This is a genomic window from Amycolatopsis mediterranei, from assembly GCF_026017845.1.
Taxonomy (GTDB): Bacteria; Actinomycetota; Actinomycetes; order Mycobacteriales; family Pseudonocardiaceae; genus Amycolatopsis; species Amycolatopsis mediterranei.
Map to the genome: position 1 here is coordinate 3,282,588 of NZ_CP100416.1, position 17,066 is coordinate 3,299,653.

The 17,066-nt window shown below is 72.4% G+C and carries 19 protein-coding genes; 9 read left to right on the forward strand and 10 right to left on the reverse strand.

What is annotated here, in order from left to right; genetic code table 11:
- Positions 1-26: 26 nt before the first annotated feature.
- Complete coding sequence (locus ISP_RS15635) at positions 27-1,067, forward strand: LLM class F420-dependent oxidoreductase (protein WP_013224840.1); 1,041 nt, start codon at positions 27-29, stop codon at positions 1,065-1,067.
- Between the two features lie 381 nt (positions 1,068-1,448).
- Here ISP_RS15635 and ISP_RS15640 read toward each other — a convergent pair whose 3' ends face one another.
- Positions 1,449-2,024, reverse strand: a complete 576-nt coding sequence (locus ISP_RS15640) for a class F sortase (protein WP_013224841.1) — start codon at positions 2,022-2,024, stop codon at positions 1,449-1,451.
- A gap of 256 nt (positions 2,025-2,280) precedes the next feature.
- Between ISP_RS15640 and ISP_RS15645 the strand changes: the two genes are divergently transcribed.
- Entirely contained in the window at positions 2,281-3,222 is a 942-nt protein-coding gene (locus ISP_RS15645) for a Ppx/GppA phosphatase family protein (RefSeq protein WP_034284362.1), read from the forward strand.
- Between the two features lie 41 nt (positions 3,223-3,263).
- Entirely contained in the window at positions 3,264-3,446 is a 183-nt protein-coding gene (locus ISP_RS15650) for a hypothetical protein (RefSeq protein ID WP_014466904.1), read from the forward strand.
- Here ISP_RS15650 and ISP_RS15655 read toward each other — a convergent pair.
- From ISP_RS15655 to ISP_RS15665, 3 genes are read right to left on the reverse strand one after another with little or no spacing between them, the layout of a single operon-like run.
- Positions 3,427-5,826 (reverse strand): glycoside hydrolase family 65 protein, encoded by a 2,400-nt coding sequence (locus ISP_RS15655; protein ID WP_013224843.1) that lies wholly within the window; start codon positions 5,824-5,826, stop codon positions 3,427-3,429. The genes ISP_RS15650 and ISP_RS15655 overlap by 20 nt on opposite strands.
- The gene (locus ISP_RS15660) at positions 5,823-6,554 is read right to left on the reverse strand and encodes an HAD family hydrolase (protein ID WP_013224844.1); all 732 of its coding nucleotides are present in this window, start codon (positions 6,552-6,554) and stop codon (positions 5,823-5,825) included. The genes ISP_RS15655 and ISP_RS15660 overlap by 4 nt, the downstream gene beginning before the upstream one ends.
- A 9-nt stretch (positions 6,555-6,563) precedes the next feature.
- On the reverse strand, positions 6,564-6,923 hold the full coding sequence (locus ISP_RS15665; RefSeq protein WP_013224845.1) for an ArsR/SmtB family transcription factor: 360 nt from the start codon (positions 6,921-6,923) through the stop codon (positions 6,564-6,566).
- Between the two features lie 124 nt (positions 6,924-7,047).
- Between ISP_RS15665 and ISP_RS15670 the strand changes: the two genes are divergently transcribed.
- Positions 7,048-7,548 carry a PaaI family thioesterase gene (locus ISP_RS15670; protein ID WP_013224846.1) on the forward strand — a complete coding sequence of 167 codons (501 nt, stop codon included), beginning with the start codon at positions 7,048-7,050 and terminating at the stop codon, positions 7,546-7,548.
- On the opposite strand, the gene ISP_RS15675 is transcribed toward ISP_RS15670, so the two are convergent.
- Positions 7,538-7,858 (reverse strand): nuclear transport factor 2 family protein, encoded by a 321-nt coding sequence (locus ISP_RS15675; RefSeq protein WP_013224847.1) that lies wholly within the window; start codon positions 7,856-7,858, stop codon positions 7,538-7,540. The two genes, ISP_RS15670 and ISP_RS15675, sit on opposite strands and share 11 nt — an antisense overlap.
- Before the next feature lie 50 nt (positions 7,859-7,908).
- Positions 7,909-8,385 (reverse strand): MarR family winged helix-turn-helix transcriptional regulator, encoded by a 477-nt coding sequence (locus ISP_RS15680; protein WP_013224848.1) that lies wholly within the window; start codon positions 8,383-8,385, stop codon positions 7,909-7,911.
- On the opposite strand from ISP_RS15680, the gene ISP_RS15685 reads away from it, so the two are divergent.
- A complete protein-coding gene (locus tag ISP_RS15685) occupies positions 8,384-8,845 on the forward strand; it encodes a pyridoxamine 5'-phosphate oxidase family protein (protein ID WP_013224849.1) in 462 nt (153 codons plus the stop codon). The genes ISP_RS15680 and ISP_RS15685 overlap by 2 nt on opposite strands.
- On the opposite strand, the gene ISP_RS15690 is transcribed toward ISP_RS15685, so the two are convergent.
- Complete coding sequence (locus ISP_RS15690; RefSeq protein ID WP_013224850.1) at positions 8,842-10,041, reverse strand: ROK family transcriptional regulator; 1,200 nt, start codon at positions 10,039-10,041, stop codon at positions 8,842-8,844. The two genes, ISP_RS15685 and ISP_RS15690, sit on opposite strands and share 4 nt — an antisense overlap.
- Positions 10,042-10,141: 100 nt before the next feature.
- Here ISP_RS15690 and ISP_RS15695 point away from each other — a divergent pair, with 100 nt between their 5' ends.
- The gene (locus ISP_RS15695) at positions 10,142-10,882 is read left to right on the forward strand and encodes a DUF427 domain-containing protein (RefSeq protein ID WP_049878120.1); all 741 of its coding nucleotides are present in this window, start codon (positions 10,142-10,144) and stop codon (positions 10,880-10,882) included.
- A gap of 5 nt (positions 10,883-10,887) precedes the next feature.
- Here ISP_RS15695 and ISP_RS15700 read toward each other — a convergent pair whose 3' ends face one another.
- Positions 10,888-12,168 carry a carotenoid oxygenase family protein gene (locus tag ISP_RS15700; RefSeq protein ID WP_013224852.1) on the reverse strand — a complete coding sequence of 427 codons (1,281 nt, stop codon included), beginning with the start codon at positions 12,166-12,168 and terminating at the stop codon, positions 10,888-10,890.
- Entirely contained in the window at positions 12,165-12,725 is a 561-nt protein-coding gene (locus ISP_RS15705) for a DUF3159 domain-containing protein (protein ID WP_013224853.1), read from the reverse strand. The genes ISP_RS15700 and ISP_RS15705 overlap by 4 nt, the downstream gene beginning before the upstream one ends.
- A gap of 90 nt (positions 12,726-12,815) precedes the next feature.
- Here ISP_RS15705 and ISP_RS15710 point away from each other — a divergent pair, with 90 nt between their 5' ends.
- Entirely contained in the window at positions 12,816-13,328 is a 513-nt protein-coding gene (locus ISP_RS15710) for a PadR family transcriptional regulator (RefSeq protein WP_013224854.1), read from the forward strand.
- A 31-nt stretch (positions 13,329-13,359) separates the two neighbouring features.
- Here ISP_RS15710 and ISP_RS15715 read toward each other — a convergent pair whose 3' ends face one another.
- Positions 13,360-14,046: a zf-HC2 domain-containing protein gene (locus ISP_RS15715; RefSeq protein WP_034284363.1), complete on the reverse strand. Its 687-nt coding sequence runs from the start codon at positions 14,044-14,046 to the stop codon at positions 13,360-13,362.
- A 57-nt stretch (positions 14,047-14,103) separates the two neighbouring features.
- Between ISP_RS15715 and ISP_RS15720 the strand changes: the two genes are divergently transcribed.
- Together ISP_RS15720 and ISP_RS15725 are read left to right on the forward strand one after the other, a co-directional pair.
- Entirely contained in the window at positions 14,104-14,655 is a 552-nt protein-coding gene (locus ISP_RS15720) for a sigma-70 family RNA polymerase sigma factor (protein WP_013224856.1), read from the forward strand.
- A 164-nt stretch (positions 14,656-14,819) separates the two neighbouring features.
- Complete coding sequence (locus ISP_RS15725) at positions 14,820-17,066, forward strand: xanthine dehydrogenase family protein molybdopterin-binding subunit (protein WP_013224857.1); 2,247 nt, start codon at positions 14,820-14,822, stop codon at positions 17,064-17,066.

Genomic DNA, 17,066 nt, shown 5'->3' on the forward strand with positions numbered 1-17,066 from the left:
GCGCACGCTTAGCACGGGAGGATGTCATGAGGATCGGGACCGGGATCAGCTATTCCGGAGGCTTCGCCGAAAGCGTCGCCGACGTCGTCGAACTGGAGAAGGCCGGCCTCGACGTCGTCTTCGTGCCGGAGGCGTACTCGTTCGACGCGGTCAGCCAGCTCGGCTACCTGGCCGCGAAGACCGAGCGCGTCCAGCTGGCGTCCGGCATCTTCCAGATCTACACCCGCACGCCGACGCTGACCGCGATGACCGCGGCCGGCCTCGACTTCGTCTCCGACGGGCGGTTCATCCTCGGGCTCGGGGCGTCCGGCCCGCAGGTCATCGAGGGGTTCCACGGCGTGAAGTACGACGCGCCGCTGGGCCGCACCCGGGAGATCGTCGACGTCTGCCGCCAGGTGTGGCGCCGCGAGCGCGTGGTGCACGAGGGCAAGCACTACACGATCCCGCTGCCGCCCGAGCAGGGCACCGGGCTCGGCAAGCCGCTCAAGCTGATCAACCACCCGGTGCGGGAGCGCATCCCGGTGCTGCTGGCCTCGATCGGGCCGAAGAACGTCGCGCTGACGGCCGAGATCGCCGAGGGCTGGCAGCCGATCTTCTTCCACCCGGAGAAGGCCGCCGACGTCTGGGGCGCCTCGCTGGCCGAGGGCAAGGCCAAGCGCGACGCGGCCTTGGGCGAGCTGGAGACGTTCGTGACGGTGGCCTTGGCCATCGGCGAAGACGTGGAGCCCCTGCTCGCCCACCTGCGCCCGGTCCTGGCCCTGTACATCGGCGGGATGGGGGCCCGGGGCAAGAACTTCTACAACGACCTCGCCTGCCGCTACGGCTACGAGGCCGAGGCGAAGCAGATCCAGGACCTGTACCTGGACGGCAAGAAGGAAGAAGCGGCAGCGGCGGTCCCGGCCGAGCTGCTGCGCGCGATTTCCCTGGTCGGCCCGGCGGGCTACGTGAAGGAGCGCTTGGCGGCCTTCGCCGAGGCGGGCACGACGACCCTGGTGGTGAACCCGCTGCAGCCGGGCCGCGAAGCCCGCGTGGCGGCGGTCTCGCAGCTGCGCGAGCTGATCGACTGAGTCCGACGCGGGTGGCGGCCACCTCGAGGGAGGTCCTCGAGGTGGCTTTCCGCGTTTGAGGGGTTGGGGTGCCTGCGCGCGCCGCTGGGCGTGCCGGGTTGAGTGAGGTGCCTGCGCTGCGCTGCGCTGCGGGAAGGTCGCGGCCGCGAGTCGGGGCCGGGGTGGGTGCGCGCAGCCGGAAAGCGGCGGCCTTGGGACGGGGCCGGGTGGGTGCGCGCGCTGCGGGAAGGTCCCGGCCGCGAGAGGGGGCTGGGCGGAGTGCGCGCAGCCGGAAGGCGGCGGCCGCGAGCCGAGGCCGGGTCGCGGGCGCGCTGTCTGCGGCAGGGCCGCGTCCACGATGCCGGGGGCCGTGATGCTGGGCCGGGTGGCCGCGGCCCGCTGCTACGCCGGGGTTGCGTAGACCGCGACCCGCATCCCGCCGACGCCCGCACTGTCGTACGTCCCGTCGCTGGTGACCAGCCTCAGCTCCGGTCCCGCGCCCTCCGGGGCCACCAGCGTGCTGTCCGGCTCGCCCGCCGGAAACACCGCCGTCCGGCGGACCGTGAACCGGGACTCCCGGCCCCTCGCGTCGCGGACCGTGATCGGTGCTCCCGGGGCGAGCTTGCCCAGCCGGGCGAACGCTCCGGCGGAGTAGCCGAAGCTCGCGTGCGCCGACAACACCGCCACCCCGGGCGCTCCCGGCGCCGGCCCGTCGGCGAACCAGCCCACGCCCATGGCCGTGCCCGGCTGCTCGCGGCGGCCGCCTACCTGACCGAGGGCGACCACGTGGTTCGCCGTCAGGCCCAGCGAGGGGATCAGCACCGCCACCGGCGGAGCTCCGGCTGCCGAGGGCGCGCCCGAAGCGGGGGCGGCCGGGGGCGCGAGCACCGACGTCACGCCGAGGAGGACGCAGCCGAGCCCGGCCACGACCGCGAGCACCACGGCGGCCGGCCGCACGAGCCGCTCGGGCCGTTGCATCTCTTTCCCCTGCTCCACGCCGGTTCCGATGTCCGAATAATCGCAGGGGGCGACGCGGGCGTTACCGAATCGTGTCCGGTTGCACTCCGGTTCACTCGTTCGGGTTACCTCGCTGTGACCTTCGCGTCAAAAACACGCCACCGGAAGGCGCAATTCCGGAAATGTTCGGCGCAGCGGCGTGAGATCGGACATCATTGCTGGTTTCGAATGCTTGAACTGGGGATATTCATCAGGCGGAAGTGAGGTGCGCCGAGCAGTGCGAAAAAGAGCCGAGCCCGCGGTGGGCGTGCTGGACGTCGGTTCGTTCAGCGCCCGGCTGGTGGTGGTGCCGGTCAGCGGCTCACCCCGCGAACCGGTGGTCAACCACCAGACGCGGCTGCGCCTGGACCGCGAGCTCGACTGCCGTGGCCGGCTCTCCGACCGCGGCATCGCCGCCGTCACCGCCGCCGTCGCGGCAGGCATGAACACGGCCTACCGCCACGGCGTCACCAACGTCTACCCGCTGGCGACCTCCTCCATCCGCGACGCCGCCAACGCGGCGGACGTCGTCCGGCACGTCGCCGGCGAAACCGGTGTCGAACTGCGGTTCCTCTCCGGCCGCCGCGAGGCCGAACTGACCTACCTGGCCGCCCGTCGCTGGTACGACACCGAGCCCGGGCCGATGCTCGTGCTCGACATCGGCGGCGGGACCGTCGAACTGGCCGCCGGCTCCGGGGAGAAGGCCACCTTCGCGCGCTCGCTGCCGCTGGGCGCCCGCTCGATGACGCGGGACTGGCTGCCCTCCGAGCGCGTGTCGAACAAGCAGGTCAAGGCGCTGCGCGCGCACGCGCTCGACGTCGTGACCACCACCCTCGCCGCCGCCGACGTCGACGATGCCCGGGTCGTCGGCTGCTCCAAGGTGCTGCAGCAGCTCGCGCGCCTGGCCGGCGCCCGCCCGGGCAAGTGCAAGGAGCTGCGGCTCGACGACCTTCGCGCGTGGATCCCGCGGCTCGCCGCGCTGCCGCCGTCGCGGCGGGCCGAACTGCCCGGCATCTCGCGCAACCGCGCCCACCAGGCCCTGGCCGGCGCGATCGTCGCGGAAGCGCTGCTGACGGTCGCCGGCGGCCAGGTGACGATCTGCCCGTGGTCGACCCGCGACGGCCTGCTGCTCACCCTGCAGGACAAGGCGCGCGCGGCGGCGGGGATGCACGCGGCCTGAACCGCTGGCCTTGGCCGGGAAAACCGGGTATTCCGGAAAGCATGAGCGAGCAGCAGCGCCTCCACGGCCGCGACGACGAAGACGAAGAGCTCCCGAAGCTCCCGACCCCCGGCAAGCTGACGCACGACGTGCCGACCGCGCCGGACCCGGACGTGAGCCCGGGTGGGACCGAGGACGTCCAGGCCCCACCCGGACGGGAAGCCGCTAGCGACCTTCCTCGGTGATGGGGTTGGCCGGCTCCGCGTACTGACGCACCGCTTCCGAGTCGCGCCGCATCGGGGCGCGCCCGGGTGGCTGCTTCGGCGGCGCGCCGGCGTCGATCTTCGGGATGGCGTACCGCTGCGGCTCCGTGGTGATCGTGATGCGCTCCCCGTGGTGCAGCACCTCCAGGGGCGCGCCGGCGACGACGTGGTAGGTGGCCTGGTCGGGATCGATCTCGACCTGGAACCGGGTGCCGCGGAACATCAGGCGGAAGGTGATCCGCCCCAGCTGCGGCGGCAGCCGCGGCGCGAACGCGAGCGTCCCGCCGTGGTCGCGCAGGCCTCCGAACCCGGCCACGGCGCCCTGCCACGCGCCCGCCAGCGACGCCATGTGCAGGCCGTTGCGCACGTTGTTGTGCACGTCGTGCAGGTCGGTCAGCGCGGCTTCGGCGAGGTAGTCGTAGGCCAGCTCCAGATGCCCCACCTCGGCCGCCACCACCGCCTGCGTCGCCGCCGACAGCGAGGAGTCGCGCACGGTCCTCGCCTCGTAGTAGGCGAAGTCGCGCGCCTTCTCTTCCGCGCTGAACGAGTCGCCGCACAGGTGCAGTGCCAGCACCAGGTCCGCCTGCTTGACGACCTGCTTGCGGTAGAGGTCGAAGTACGGGAAGTGCAGCAGCAGCGGGTAGTGCGCCGGATCGGTGTGCTCGTAGTCCCACTCGTCGTGGTCGAGGAACCCCTCCGACTGCGGGTGCACGCCGAGTTCTTCGTCGTAGGGCAGGTACATCGTCGCGGCGGCCGCCCGCCAGGAGTCCAGCTCGACGGTGTCGACGCCGAACCGCGCCGCCACGTCGGGGTGCCGCTCGCACGACTCCGCCGCCGCCTGCAGGTTCCGCCGCGCCATCAGGTTCGTGTAGACGTTGTTGTCCGCCACCGCCGAGTACTCGTCGGGCCCGGTGACGCCGTCGATGCGGAACGCGCCGTGCCGGTCGTGGTGGCCCAGCGACGCCCACAGCCGGGCGGTTTCCAGCAGCAGCTCGGTGCCGTAGTCGCGCTCGAACTCCTCGTCGCCGGTCGCGTTGAGGTAACGCACGACGGCATCGGCGATGTCCGCGCTGACGTGGAAGGCCGCCGTGCCCGCCGGCCAGTACGCCGAGCACTCGGCGCCGTTGATCGACCGCCACGGGAACGCCGCGCCGCACAACCCCAGCTGGTGCGCGCGTTCCCGCGCTTTGTCCATTGTGGAGTGCCGCCAGCGGAGGGCGTCGCGCGCCGCGTCCGGGATGGTGTAGGTGAGCACCGGCAGGACGAAGGATTCGGTGTCCCAGAAGGCGTGCCCGTCGTAGCCCGGCCCGGTCAGCCCCTTGCCGGCGATCGCGCGGCTCTCGCCGCGGGCCCCGGCCTGGAGGATGTGGAACAGGGCGAACCGGACGGCCTGCTGCAGTTCGGGGTCGCCCTCGATCTCGATGTCCGAAGTGGCCCAGTAGTCGTCCAGGAATTCGCGCTGCTCGGTGAGCAGGCCCTTCCAGCCCGTCTGGCGGGCGCCGGCCAGCGCCGCCTCGACCTGGGACCGCAGCGCGGGCACCGAGCGCTGCGCGGACCAGCCGTAGGCGAGGAACTTGGTGATCCGCAGCCGCCCGCCCTTGGGCACGTCGACCGCGACGGTCAGCCGCGCCAGGTCGTCCTCGGAGTGGATGCGGGCCCGGATCCCGTCGTCCACCTCGATCTTGTGGTCCATCGCCGCGGCCATCCGCAGCCCGGACCGGCGGGTCTGGTGCACCAGCACGGCGTTGTAGTCCGACGCGCGGTGGAACTCGCCGACCAGCGGCGATTCCAGCGCGGCGGCCACCCGCGGGTCACTCGTGTCGGACTCGATCGGCTCGTTGGCCAGCAGGTCCGACTGGACGACCAGCTGCAGGTCCTCGTCGAGCGGCTCGACCTCGTACCGGATGGCGGCGATCGCGCGCTGGGTGAACGACACGAGCCGCTCGGTGCGCACGCGGACCCGCCGCCCGGTCGGCGACGACCACTCGGTGGTCCGGGACAGCGTGCCCCTGCGGAAGTCCAGGACCCGGTCGTGCGCGGTGGCGGCGCCGTAGCGCATGTCGAGCGGTTCGTCCTCGACGAGCAGCCGGATGATCTTGCCGTCGGTCACGTTGACGACGGTCTGGCCCTCTTCGGGGTAGCCGTAGCCGGCCTCGGCGTAGGGGAGTTCGTGCTGCTCGTAGAACCCGTTGAGGTAGGTCCCGGGCAGCCCGCGCGGCTCGGCCTCCTCGAGGGTGCCGCGCAGCCCGATGTGGCCGTTGGACACGGCGAACGCCGATTCGGTGCGCTGCAGGGCGTCGACGTCCATGCCGCGCCACCGCAGTTCCCACGGCGAGCATTCGTAGCCGTGCGGTTCGGTCATCGGTCCTCCAGGAGGTCGGCGAGGTCGTCGACGACGATGTCGGCCCCGTGGGCCCGCAGTTCTTCGGCCTGGTCGGCCCGGTTCACGCCCACGACGTACCCGAAGCCGCCGGCCTTGCCGGCCTGGACGCCGGACTGGGCGTCCTCGAAGACGGCCGCGTGCGCGGGCTCGACGCCGAGCGCCGCGGCGCCGGCCAGGAACGAGTCCGGCGCCGGCTTGCCCTTCAGGTGCTGTTCGCGGATCACGATGCCGTCGATGCGCGCCTCGACGTACTTGCTCAGGTCGGCGCCGTCGAGCACCTTGGCGCCGTTCGCCGACGACGTCACGACGGCGATCCGCAGCCCGGCGGCCTTGACCGCCTCGAGGTAACGCACCGAGCCCGGGTACGGGTTGACGCCGCGCTCGTCGATGATCTTGAGGACCAGCTCGTTCTTGCGGTTGCCCACGCCGTTGACGGTCGGGGCGTCCACCGGGTCGTCCGGCTCGCCCTCGGGCAGCACGATCCCCCGTGACCGCAGGAACTCCCGCACGCCGTCGGCGCGCGGGCGGCCGTCCACAAAGGCCGCGTAGTCGTGGTCGGTGAACTCGGCGAATCCGGCGCCGTCGCGGGCGCGGAGGAATTCGTCGAACGTCCGCTTCCAGGCCTCGCGGTGGAGGACCGCGGTGCCGGTCAATACTCCGTCGAGGTCGAACAGGCAGGCGGTGATGGTCTCGGGCAATCCCGTCATGCCCGCACGCTACCGGTCCGCGCCGCCGGGCGCGGCGTGTGGCCGCACGTGGTGGATGAGCTCGTGCACGGTCGCGTCCGCCAGCCGGTAGCGCACCACCCGGCCGGCGCGCTGCGGCGTGACCAAGCCGTGGGCCCGCAGCAGCCGCAGGGCCTGCGACACCGCCGTGTCGGTCATGCCGGTCGCCGCGGCGAGGTCGGTGACGCTGATCTCGCGGGCGTAGTGGATGGAGACCAGCAGGGCCAGCCGGGACGGGTCGGCGACCACGGAGAAGCGCCGGGCCCATTCGTCGATCACGGCGCGGTCGCCGAGCCCGTCGACCGCCGCCGCGACGCGTTCCGGGTCGATCAGCTTGCGGTCGGTGCTCACCCCCGGATGATTCCACCCGGGGTGCGGGCGGACCACCGGTGGTCCGGGTCACGCCGCGCTTGACGCCGGGCATCCTGGGAGGCGACGCTGGCGTTAAGACAGTTGTCATAATCGAGGAGCCGGGATGACCGACGTCGCAGCACAGGTCCGTTCGAAGACCATCACGTGGCAGGACCCGCTGGAGACGGCCCGGCTCGGTGCCACCATGTCCGGGTTCGACTACCTGACCGCCGTCGCCGAAGGGCGCGTCCCCGGCCCGCCGATCGCCGCGCACTTCGGGCTGCGCTGGGAGCACATCGGCCACGGCGAGGTCGTTGCGGTCGCCGAGCCGGACGAGTCGCTGTACAACCCGATCGGGATGGTCCACGGCGGCGTCGCGGCCACGATGCTGGACTCGGTGGTCGGCTGCGCGGTGCACACGACGCTGCCGGCCGGCGTCGGCTACTCGTCGGTGGAGCTGAAGGTGAGCTACCTGCGCGCCATCCACGCCGGCCGCGGCGAAATCCGCGCGACCGGCCGTGTCGTGAAGGAGGGGTCGCGGATCGCGTTCGCCGAAGGGGAGATCCGCGACGCCGAGGGCAAGCTGCTGGCCACGGCGTCGGGGACCTGCGTCGTCACGCGCTGAGGGGTTGCTTGACGTCCCAGTGCTCGACCAGCAGTCCGTCCTCGACGCGCAGGACGTCGACGATGGCCGTGCCCGCCACGTGCAGGTGCACCATGACGAAGTCGTTCTCCGCGGCGACGTGCTTGATCTCCGCGGTCGCGCCGGCCAGTGGCGAGTTCTTCACGGCGTCGGTGAACGCCTCCCGGCCGGAGGGCAGGCCGGGGCTGTGGGTGACGAAATCGGGGTGCAGCGCGGCTTTCGCCGCGTCGAAGTCCTTGTGCACGAACAGGTTCTCGAGGCAGTCGAGGACGATCTTGCGATTCTCGTTCATGCGCCCATGGTCGGCTTCCGGGGCTTCGCGGTCGATTACGTCGGAGGTAATCAGCGCGGCGGGCGGACGCGGCGGGCGCGGATCGCGTCGTCGCCACCGTAACGGCCGATGACCGCCGCCAGCAGGTCCCGTGCGTCGTCGACGCGCTCGGCGCCGTACTCCGCGACCAGTTCTTCCTGAAGCTCCCTCCGCAGCACCCGCGTCGCCTCGACGGCGGCCAGCGCGTGCCCGGTCAGGTGCAGGAGCTTGGTGCGCGCGTCGGCGGGGCCGGGTTCGCGGCGGACCAGCCCCCGGCGTTCGAGGTCCGCGACCGCCTTCGACGCCGCCTGCTGGGTCACGCCCATCCGCTCGGCGAGCGCGGTGATGGACAGCGGTGCGGCCAGGACGTGCTGGATCACGACGCCGTCGTTGAAGCGCAGGTCGCCGAAGCCCCGCTCGGCGAGCCGCCGCTGGACCTCGTCGGTCATGGCCCAGCCCGCGAAGAGGGCCGTCAGCGAAAGGTCGAGGGTGCTAAGATGCACAACCATGGTTGTGGAATCTAGCAGAGTACCGGCGGAGCTGGCCGAAGCGTTCGTCCGCGTCGCGCACCGGATCGTCTGGTGCACGCTGGTGACCGTCGACCGCCGCGGCCGTCCGCGCTCCCGCGTGGTCCACCCGATCTGGGAGCGCACCCCGGACGGCCTCACGGGCCGGCTGTTCACCCGGCCGACGCCGTTGAAGCTGGCCCACCTGGCGGCGTCGCCCTACGTGTCGTGCTCCTACTGGGATCCGCAGCACGAGGTGGCGGTGGCGGAGTGCCGGGCGGAGTTCGAAGACGACGAGGAGACGCGCAAGGAGCTGTGGGACCTGTTCGCGTCGACGCCCGGGCCCCTGGGCTTCGACCCGAAGATCCTCGGCGGCGAAGACCACCGCGACCCGAAGATCACGGTGCTGCGCTTGACACCCTGGCGGCTATCGGCCGGCGGTGAAGCCTGGCGGGCGGCTTAGGCGGCACCCACCCGGCGGTCGAACACCAGGCCCTCGGCCGCCCGCAGGCCCACGCTGATCGCGCCGGTCAGCACCGCGTCCTCGCCCAGTTCGCCCTGGACCACCTTCGGCACCAGCGGCGTGAACGCGCGCAGGGCGCGGTCGATCGGCTCCAGCAGCAGGTCAGCCGCCGTGCCCATGCCGCCGCCCAGGACGATCAGCTCCGGGTCGATCACCGCCGCCACCGAGGCCACCGTGTAGGCCAGCCGGTCGGCCTCCGTCTCCACCGCGCGCCGGGCGAGTTCGTCGCCTTCGCGGGCCAGGCGGAACACCTCGCGGGCCGATTTCGCCGTGCCCAGGCCGAGTTCGCGGGCGCCTTGGACGACCGACTGCGCCGCCGTCGCCTCTTCGAGGTGGCCGCGCGCGGGCGGGCTGCCGGGCTCGTCGGCCGCGCGGGTGCGGCCGTACGGGAGGTAGCCGATCTCGCCCGCCGCGCCGGTCGCGCCGCGGAACACCCGGCCGTCGACCATCAGGCCCATGCCGACGCCGGTGCCGATCGTGATGCAGCCGAACACCGACGCCCCGCGCGCGGCCCCGCTCTCCCACTCGCCGACCGCGGTGAGGTTCGCGTCGTTCTCCACCATCAGGTCGGGGCCCAGCGCCGCTTCGAGGTCGTCGATCAGCCCCGCGCGGCCCCAGCCCGGCAGGTTCGGCGCGTGCCGGAAGCACCGCTTCTCCGGATCGGCGACGCCGGGGGAGCCGACCACGCGGACAACGATGTCGCCCGCCGACAGCCCGGCCTCCGCGACCGCCGCGGCCGCGATCTTCCCGACCGCCGTCACCAGCGCCGCGCCGGACCGCGCGGTGTTGCGCTCGTCGCGGCGCGCCACCAGCGTCCGGCCGAGGTCCGACACCGCGACCCGCAGGTGCTCGCGGCCGATGTCGACCCCCAGCACGTACCCCGCGGTGGGGTCGGCTTCGTACAGCACGGCCGAGCGCCCGGTGCCGGTGGAGGTCTGCCCGGTCGGCCGGGCCAGCCCGGCCGCCTCCAGCGCCAGCAGCGCCTGGCTGACCGTCGGCTTCGACAGCCCGGTGTCCTTCGCCACCTGTGGCCGGGTCGCCGGCCCGCCGCGGCGCAGCAGGTCCAGCACCGCCCGCTGGTTGATCTTGCGCATCCCGGCGGGGGTACCGACCGTGGGGATTTCTACGCCGGCCACCCGTGCCCGCCTCCTGTCGTCCTCGTGCTGCCTGCCACGCTAGCCGTCCCGCCCCGGATCCCGCCGGAATAGGCGCACATCCGGGCCGGTTGACCCGACTATGAGCACTCCGGGACGCGGCCGGGTCCGCGTGGCACAAGGCGCGAAGCGGGTACGGGCGTTCCTCGGCGGGCAGGTCGTCGCGGACACGGTGCACCCCCTCCTGGTGTGGGAAGTTCCGTACTACCCCACGTACTACATCCCGCGCGCGGACGTCGTGAGCGGTGTTCTCACCCCCTCCGGCCGGACGTCGCACTCGCCGAGCCGCGGAGAAGCTGTTCTGTCGACGATAAAGGGTGCCGGAGCCGAGGCGGTGGACGGCGCGCTGGAGTACCCGGATTCGCCGATCGAAGAGCTTCGCGGCCACGTCCGGTTCGAGTTCGGCGCGTTCGACTGGTTCGAAGAGGACGAACAGATCTTCACGCACCCGCGCGACCCCGGCGTCCGCGTCGACATCCTGCCGAGCTCCCGGCACGTCCGGATCGAGGTCGACGGCGTCACCGTCGCCGACACCGTGCGGCCGCACCTGCTGTTCGAGACCGGCCTGCCGACCCGCTACTACCTGCCCCGCGTCGACGTCCGGATGGACCTGCTGGAGAAGATCGACGTCGTGACGCACTGCCCGTACAAGGGCGCCGCCGAGCACTTCGACGTCACCGGGCACGAGGACCTCGCGTGGAGCTACCCGACCCCGCTGCCCGAGAGCACCCGCGTCGCCGGGCTGGTCGCGTTCCTCGACGAGAAGGTGGACGTCTACGTCGACGACGTCCGGCAGGAGCGCCCGAAGACCAAGTTCGCCTGAGGCACTCACGCGTCCGGCAGCCAGTTCCCGTGGAAGCCCGCGGGCACCCGCTGCGGGAGGTGGACCGTCGCCACCGGCGGCGCGGCGAGGTCCCCGGCGTCGAGCACGACGAGGTCGCTGCGGTCCTCCGCCGCCTCGTGGACGTAGCCGAGCAGCCGGCCTTCGCCCTGCTCGGCGGGGACGAACACCGCCTCGCCGGGCACGCGGCCGGGCGCGAAGACGTGCTCGGTGGCCGTGCTCGTGTGCAGGTCGTAGCGGCGCAGGACGTCGTGGCCGGTGACGTGCCCGAAGCGCGCGTCGGCCCCGGTGAGCCGGTCGTCGATGCGGGGGAACTCGCCCGGCCGGTCGTCGAGCCGGTCCTCGGTCACCGTGCCGGCCGCGAGGTCGATCGTCCAGCGCCACAGCGACGCCGGCGGGTCCTCGTGGCCGGCCCACCACTGGTGGTCGTAGCGCATGACGTGCACGACGATCCGGCCGTCCGGGGTGTCGAACGCGTTGAGCGTGTGGAAGACGTAACAGGGCTCGATCTCCAGCCGGCGGACGCCGGCTTCGGGCCGGTCGCGGCGCAGCACGCCGAGCCGGGCGCCGTAGCCGGTGTCCCAGCGGTAGGGCATGCCCCGGCCGACCGACGCCCGGTCGAACACCACCGGCAGGTCGTAGAACACGACGTGCGTCCCGGTGAGAGCGAAGTCGTGCATCATCGTCAGCCCGGGCACGTCGATCGGCTGCTTGACGACGAGCTTCCCGGCCGCGTCGGCGCGGTAGTAGCCCACGTGCGGTGCGGTGATGCTGCCGTAGCCGAAGAAGTGCAGCTCCCCGGTCACCGGGCAGATCTTCGGGTGCGCGGTCATCGCGTCGGCCAGTTCGCCGCCGAAGTCGTACACGCCCACGGTTTCCAGGTCGGTCGTGATCTCGTACGGCAGTGACGACTCGACGAGCGCGAGGGTGCGGCCGGCGTGGTTCACGACGTGCGTGTTCGCGACGCTGCTGCGCAGGTTCCGCGTGCCGTCTTCGTTGTACAGCTTCAAGTCCGGGTCGGCGAAACTCTCGGTCCGCACCCAGCGGTTGCGGTACCAGGCGGCGCGGCCGCGCTCGAGGCGGACGCCGTGGACCATGCCGTCGCCGGTGAACCAGTGCTTGCTGTCCTCGCGCGGGTTCGGGCCGTTGCGCAGGTACCAGCCGGTCAGCTCGGGCGGCAGGGCGCCGGTCACCGGGAGGTCGAACGCGGTCAGCTCGTCGTGGACGGGTGCGTAGGCGCCGGTGAGGTGGAACTCGGAGGTGGTCATGCGGCTTCCTGAGCGCGGGCGCGCATGATGCGCGGGTAGCGGATGGTGAAGGCGACGGGGACGGCGAAGCAGAGAACCTTGAGCGCGATCAGCGCGAAGGTGGCGTGCGGCGCGAAGTTCAGCAGGGCGATGCCCGCGATCCCGCCGACGGTGAAGCTCGCCGCCCAGACCAGCGTGATGAGCACGTTGACCCGCTTGAAGAGCGGGTTGTCCCAGAGCGCCTCCGGGGTCGACGTGCGGGCGATGCCGAGGGTGAACGGCCGTCCGATGGCGAGCGAGCCCCAGGCGGTGAGCGCCAGCCACGCGTCGGTGAGTGCGCCGGTGTAGGTCTTCAGCGGCGACCCGGGGAAGCTGAACGCGACCGCGGTGAGCAGGGTGAAGAAGGCGAACCCGCTCCATTCGATGATCAGCGTGTCCGCCTTGCGGCCGTCGCGGCGCGCGAGCAGGAGCAGCGCGGCGGAGATCACCAGGCCGGTCAGTCCCGACCAGCGCCAGTCGAACTGCGTCGCGACCACGGCGAACGCGATCCACGGCAGCAGGCTTTTCAGGTAGTTCACGACGGCCCCTCCCCGACATTCCAACATTGACAGGTCGAAGTTAGAACGTGCCGGTTGGACATGTCAATAGTGGAATGTCAGAATGGCGGTATGAGCCTTCGACACGCGGTGCTGGGGATGCTGGCCGACGAGCCCGGAAGCGGCTACGACCTGCTGAAACGGTTCGAGCGGGCGATGGCCGACGTCTGGCCCGCGACGCAGAGCCAGCTCTACGGCGAGCTCGGCAAGCTGCAGGCCGCGGGGATGATCCGCGTCCTCGCCGAGGGGCCGCGCGGGCGCAAGGAGTACGAGATCACCGAAGCCGGGCTCGAGGAGCTGCGGCACTGGCTGATCGAGGCCGACCCCGGCGGCCCGCCCCGCAGTGCCGGCCTGTTGCGGGTGTACTTCCTCGGCTCGGTCGCCCCGGAGCAGGCGCGCGGCTACCTGGCGGCGATGGGGGAGTCGGGGCAGGAGCGCGAGCGGCGGCTTGAGGAGCTGGAAACCACGATCGACTGGGGCGAGGACAACCAGTCGCTGTACGGCCGGCTCGTCCTGGAGTGGGGCAAGCGCTTCTCGGTCATGCAGCGCGAGTGGGCGGAGTGGGCGGTGAAGCAGGTCGAGTGACCGGCGTATAACGGCCTATGCGGCGGGGCACTCAGGCCACGTGACGGCTGTGGGCCTGGCGCCGGAAGGCCCGCGGCCGCGGCCGTCCCGCTGTCGGAGCGTCCACAGTGGACCCTGGGGTCGCGGCGGTGTCGTCGGCCGTGGCCGCCGGGAGCGGCGTGCCCCGGTCCCGGTGACCCCGGTGCACCGCGTAGAGCAACGCCGGCCCGAGCACCACGAGCACGTGCGTCGCCACGCGGGACAACGCCACCTGACCGGCGGCCAGGTCGCCCGCCGACCACACCGCGAGCACGCCGACGAACCCCGTCAGCAGCGGCAGCTGGCCGCCCGCCGTCTTCGGGCGCAGCGCCGCGGTCAGCGGCCCGATGCCCACCGCCAGGTTCCACGCCCCGCTTTCGTGGCCGAGGTGGCCGCCGTCGTGCGCCGTCCCGAGCAGCTGCGCGAACGCCGGCCCGAGCTGGGCGATCGCCACCACGGCCAGCGCGATCCGCAGCCCCCAGCCGTCGCCGGAGGGTGCCGGCGTGCGTTCGAGGATCGCCGCGGTCAGGTCCGGCACCGGCGGCGCGGGGCGCAGCAGCATCGCGCGCCGCAGCCGTTCCGCGCCGGCGAACCACTCCCGGCACTTCGCACAGGACGCGAGGTGCTCATCGGGCGAAGCGGGCTCCGCCTCGCCGTCCAACCGCGCCGACAGGGCTTCACGGCATTCCTCGCACCTCATGGTCGAGTAGCCGGACGGCGGCTCGGCGAAGTTCCCCCCGCGGTATGTTCCCCGATCATGACCCACCGTGAGGACGACGACCGCGTCACGGCGCTGGCTCTCGCCGCCGGCCGCGGTGACCGGCGCGCGCTGGAGGCGTGGGTCAGCGCCACCCAGGCTGACATCTGGCGCTTCCTCGCCCACCTCACCGACACCGCCGCGGCCGACGACCTGACGCAGGAGACCTACCTTCGCGCCTTCGGCAGCCTTCGCCGCTTCGCGGGCCGCTCGTCTTCGCGGACGTGGCTGCTGTCGATCGCGCGCCGCGTCGTCGTCGACCAGATCCGGGCCGCCGGCGCGCGGCCCAAGATCGCCGCCACCGACTGGGAAGCCGCCGCCCAGCGCACCCCTGATCCCGCGGCCGGCTTCGAGGAGCTCGTCGAACTGCGCCTGCTGCTCGACGGCCTGGAACCGGACCGGCGCGAGGTGCTCGTCCTGACCCAGGTGCTCGGGCTGTCCTACGCCGAAGCGGCCGACGTCTGCGGCTGCCCGATCGGCACCGTCCGCTCCCGCGTCGCCCGCGCCCGCGAGGACCTGATCCAGGCCCGGCGCGCCCGCGGGGCCGGCTGAACCAGCCCGCTGGACCGTCCGGCGCTGTGGCGGCGCACACATTCGGCCCCCTGCGCTGTCATCTCGTCACAGAGATGGGCGAACTCGACTACGCCGCGTTGACGACCGGCCAAGGGCTCCTTAGCGTGGCGCGCACCCCGCCACCACCCAGCAAGGGATCCCCGATGGCCCGTCCCACCACCGAAGCCGCCGAAGCCGCCGAGCCCGGGCAGGTCGGCCGCCGCCGCTTCCTGACCTACCTGGTCGCCGCGCCCACGCTCACCGTCGCCACGAAGCTGACCGCCGACGGCCTCGCCCCGGCCGGCGCCGAAGCCGCCGTCCCCACGCTGCCGCAGCCCGCGGAAATCCTCGACCTCGGCGACGTGCTGACGCTCTCGTGCGCGCCGACCGCCGGGATGCTCGTCCTGGAGATCACCACCGGCGGCCGGGCGCGGCTGCAGCTGCCGCGCGCCGAGGTCGGCCAGGGGATCACGACGGCGACCGCCATGCTCGTCGCCGAAGAGCTGGACCTGCCGCTCGACCGCGTCGACGTCGTGCTGTCCGACGCCCGCACCGAGCTGCTGTTCAACCAGCTCACCGGCGGGTCCAACACGATGCGCTCGCTCTACGACCCGGTCCGCGCCACCGCGGCCACCGCGCGGGCCCGGATGGTCGCCGCGGCCGGGGCGCAGTGGCGGACCGACGCTTCGCGGCTGTCCACACGCGACGGTGCGGTGTGGGCGCCCGACGGTCGCAGCGCCGCCTACGGCGTCCTCGCCGGGCCGGCGTCCCGCTCGGGCCTGAGCGTCGGGGCGATCGCCCCGAAGGCCGAGTCGGCGCACACGCTCGTCGGGACGCCGACCGCGCGCCAGGACGCCCGCGCGATGGTCACCGGGAAGCAGGTCTACACGCTCGACCTCGACGTCCCCGGCGCGAACCCGGTGATGGTGCGGCGCCCGCCGACCATCAACGGCACGGTCACGAAGGTCAACAACGAGGCCGCCGTCCGCGCCATGCCCGGGATCATCGACATCGCCGTCGTGAAGACCGGCGTCGCGGTGATGGCCGAGACCTTCGGGCAGGCCCTCGACGGCAAGAACGCCCTCGACGTCACCTGGGGACCGGGCACGGTCGACGGCGAGAACAACGAGACCATCAAGAAGAAGCTGCGGGCCGCCGCGCTGCCGTTCGTGGTGCCGCCGCTGCTGACGCAGTACGTCGACGGCGAGTTCGACTTCGCCTTCGCCAGCCACGCGCCGATGGAGTCGAACTCCGCGGTCGCCGACGTCCGCGAGGACAGCGCGACCATCTGGGCCGGGCTGAAGTCGCCGATCGTGGCGAAGCAGACCATCGCCCAAGAGCTCGGGCTGCCGGAGAACAAGGTCACCGTGCACGTCCAGCAGGGCGGCGGGTCGTTCGGGCGCCGGTTGTTCTTCGACGCCGCCCTCGAAGCCGCGCACATCTCGAAGGCGATGAAGAAGCCCGTCCGGCTGATGTGGAGCCGGATCGACGACATGCGCCACGGCCGCGGGCGCGCGGCGAGCTACCACCGGATCCGCGCCACCTTCGCGCTGGGGCAGGTGCTGACGTTCGAACACCGCGTCGCGAGCGTCGAGACCGACTGGAGCCACGGGCTCGGCGAAATCCTCACCGCGTTCGCGGCGAAGCTGCCCGTCGGCGGCAACCTGAGCTTCGCGCAGACGGTGTTCCTGCTGACCGTGAAGTCGCCGTACAACTTCGGTGTCACCACGCAGCTGCTCAACGAGGTGCCGCTGAAGTTCCACACCTCGGCGTGGCGCTCGGTCTACTCGGCGAACACCCGCGGTGCCGAGGAGATCATGGTCGACGAGATCGCGGCGAAGCTCGGGAAGGACCCGGTGGCCTTCCGGCGCGAGTTCATCAAGTCCGACCGCCAGCGGGCGGTGCTCGACAAGGTCGCCGAGCTCGGCGAGTGGGGCAAGAAGCTGCCCGGCGGGTTCGCGCAGGGGATCGCGGTGCACGGCGAGTACAAGTCCTACACCGCCTGCCTGGTCGAGCTGGACGCGCGGGACCCGAAGCACCCGCGCGTCACGAAGGCGACCATCGCGGTCGACGTCGGCAAGCCGGTGAACCCGCGCGGCATCCAGGCGCAGATGCTCGGGGGCCTGACCGACGCGATTTCGACGACGCTCACCGCGGGCCTGCACATCGACAAGGGCCTGCCGCTGGAGGGCAGCTACTCGCAGTTCCACTACGCGCGGCAGAAGAACTCGCCGATGGACGTCCAGGTGCACGTCATGCCGGCCACCGGCGACGACATCGGTGGGGCGGGCGAACTCGGCGTGCCCGCCCCGGTCGGCGCGATCGCCAACGCCTACGCCCGGGCGACCGGGATCAAACCCCGCAGCTTCCCGATCACCTTCCCGGTCGACTTCGACCCGTTCCCGCGCTGA

What these genes read in the sequence shown, in the direction of transcription:
- ISP_RS15725 (WP_013224857.1), top strand. Translation starts at nt 14,820, where the DNA reads ATGGCCCGTCCCACCACCGAAGCCGCCGAAGCCGCCGAGCCCGGGCAG.
- ISP_RS15700 (WP_013224852.1), bottom strand. Translation starts at nt 12,168, where the DNA reads ATGACCACCTCCGAGTTCCACCTCACCGGCGCCTACGCACCCGTCCAC.
- ISP_RS15715 (WP_034284363.1), bottom strand. Translation starts at nt 14,046, where the DNA reads ATGAGGTGCGAGGAATGCCGTGAAGCCCTGTCGGCGCGGTTGGACGGC.
- ISP_RS15675 (WP_013224847.1), bottom strand. Translation starts at nt 7,858, where the DNA reads ATGAACGAGAATCGCAAGATCGTCCTCGACTGCCTCGAGAACCTGTTC.
- ISP_RS15655 (WP_013224843.1), bottom strand. Translation starts at nt 5,826, where the DNA reads ATGACCGAACCGCACGGCTACGAATGCTCGCCGTGGGAACTGCGGTGG.
- ISP_RS15680 (WP_013224848.1), bottom strand. Translation starts at nt 8,385, where the DNA reads ATGGTTGTGCATCTTAGCACCCTCGACCTTTCGCTGACGGCCCTCTTC.
- ISP_RS15635 (WP_013224840.1), top strand. Translation starts at nt 27, where the DNA reads ATGAGGATCGGGACCGGGATCAGCTATTCCGGAGGCTTCGCCGAAAGC.
- ISP_RS15670 (WP_013224846.1), top strand. Translation starts at nt 7,048, where the DNA reads ATGACCGACGTCGCAGCACAGGTCCGTTCGAAGACCATCACGTGGCAG.
- ISP_RS15640 (WP_013224841.1), bottom strand. Translation starts at nt 2,024, where the DNA reads ATGCAACGGCCCGAGCGGCTCGTGCGGCCGGCCGCCGTGGTGCTCGCG.
- ISP_RS15695 (WP_049878120.1), top strand. Translation starts at nt 10,142, where the DNA reads ATGAGCACTCCGGGACGCGGCCGGGTCCGCGTGGCACAAGGCGCGAAG.
- ISP_RS15710 (WP_013224854.1), top strand. Translation starts at nt 12,816, where the DNA reads ATGAGCCTTCGACACGCGGTGCTGGGGATGCTGGCCGACGAGCCCGGA.
- ISP_RS15720 (WP_013224856.1), top strand. Translation starts at nt 14,104, where the DNA reads ATGACCCACCGTGAGGACGACGACCGCGTCACGGCGCTGGCTCTCGCC.
- ISP_RS15650 (WP_014466904.1), top strand. Translation starts at nt 3,264, where the DNA reads ATGAGCGAGCAGCAGCGCCTCCACGGCCGCGACGACGAAGACGAAGAG.
- ISP_RS15660 (WP_013224844.1), bottom strand. Translation starts at nt 6,554, where the DNA reads ATGACGGGATTGCCCGAGACCATCACCGCCTGCCTGTTCGACCTCGAC.
- ISP_RS15685 (WP_013224849.1), top strand. Translation starts at nt 8,384, where the DNA reads ATGGTTGTGGAATCTAGCAGAGTACCGGCGGAGCTGGCCGAAGCGTTC.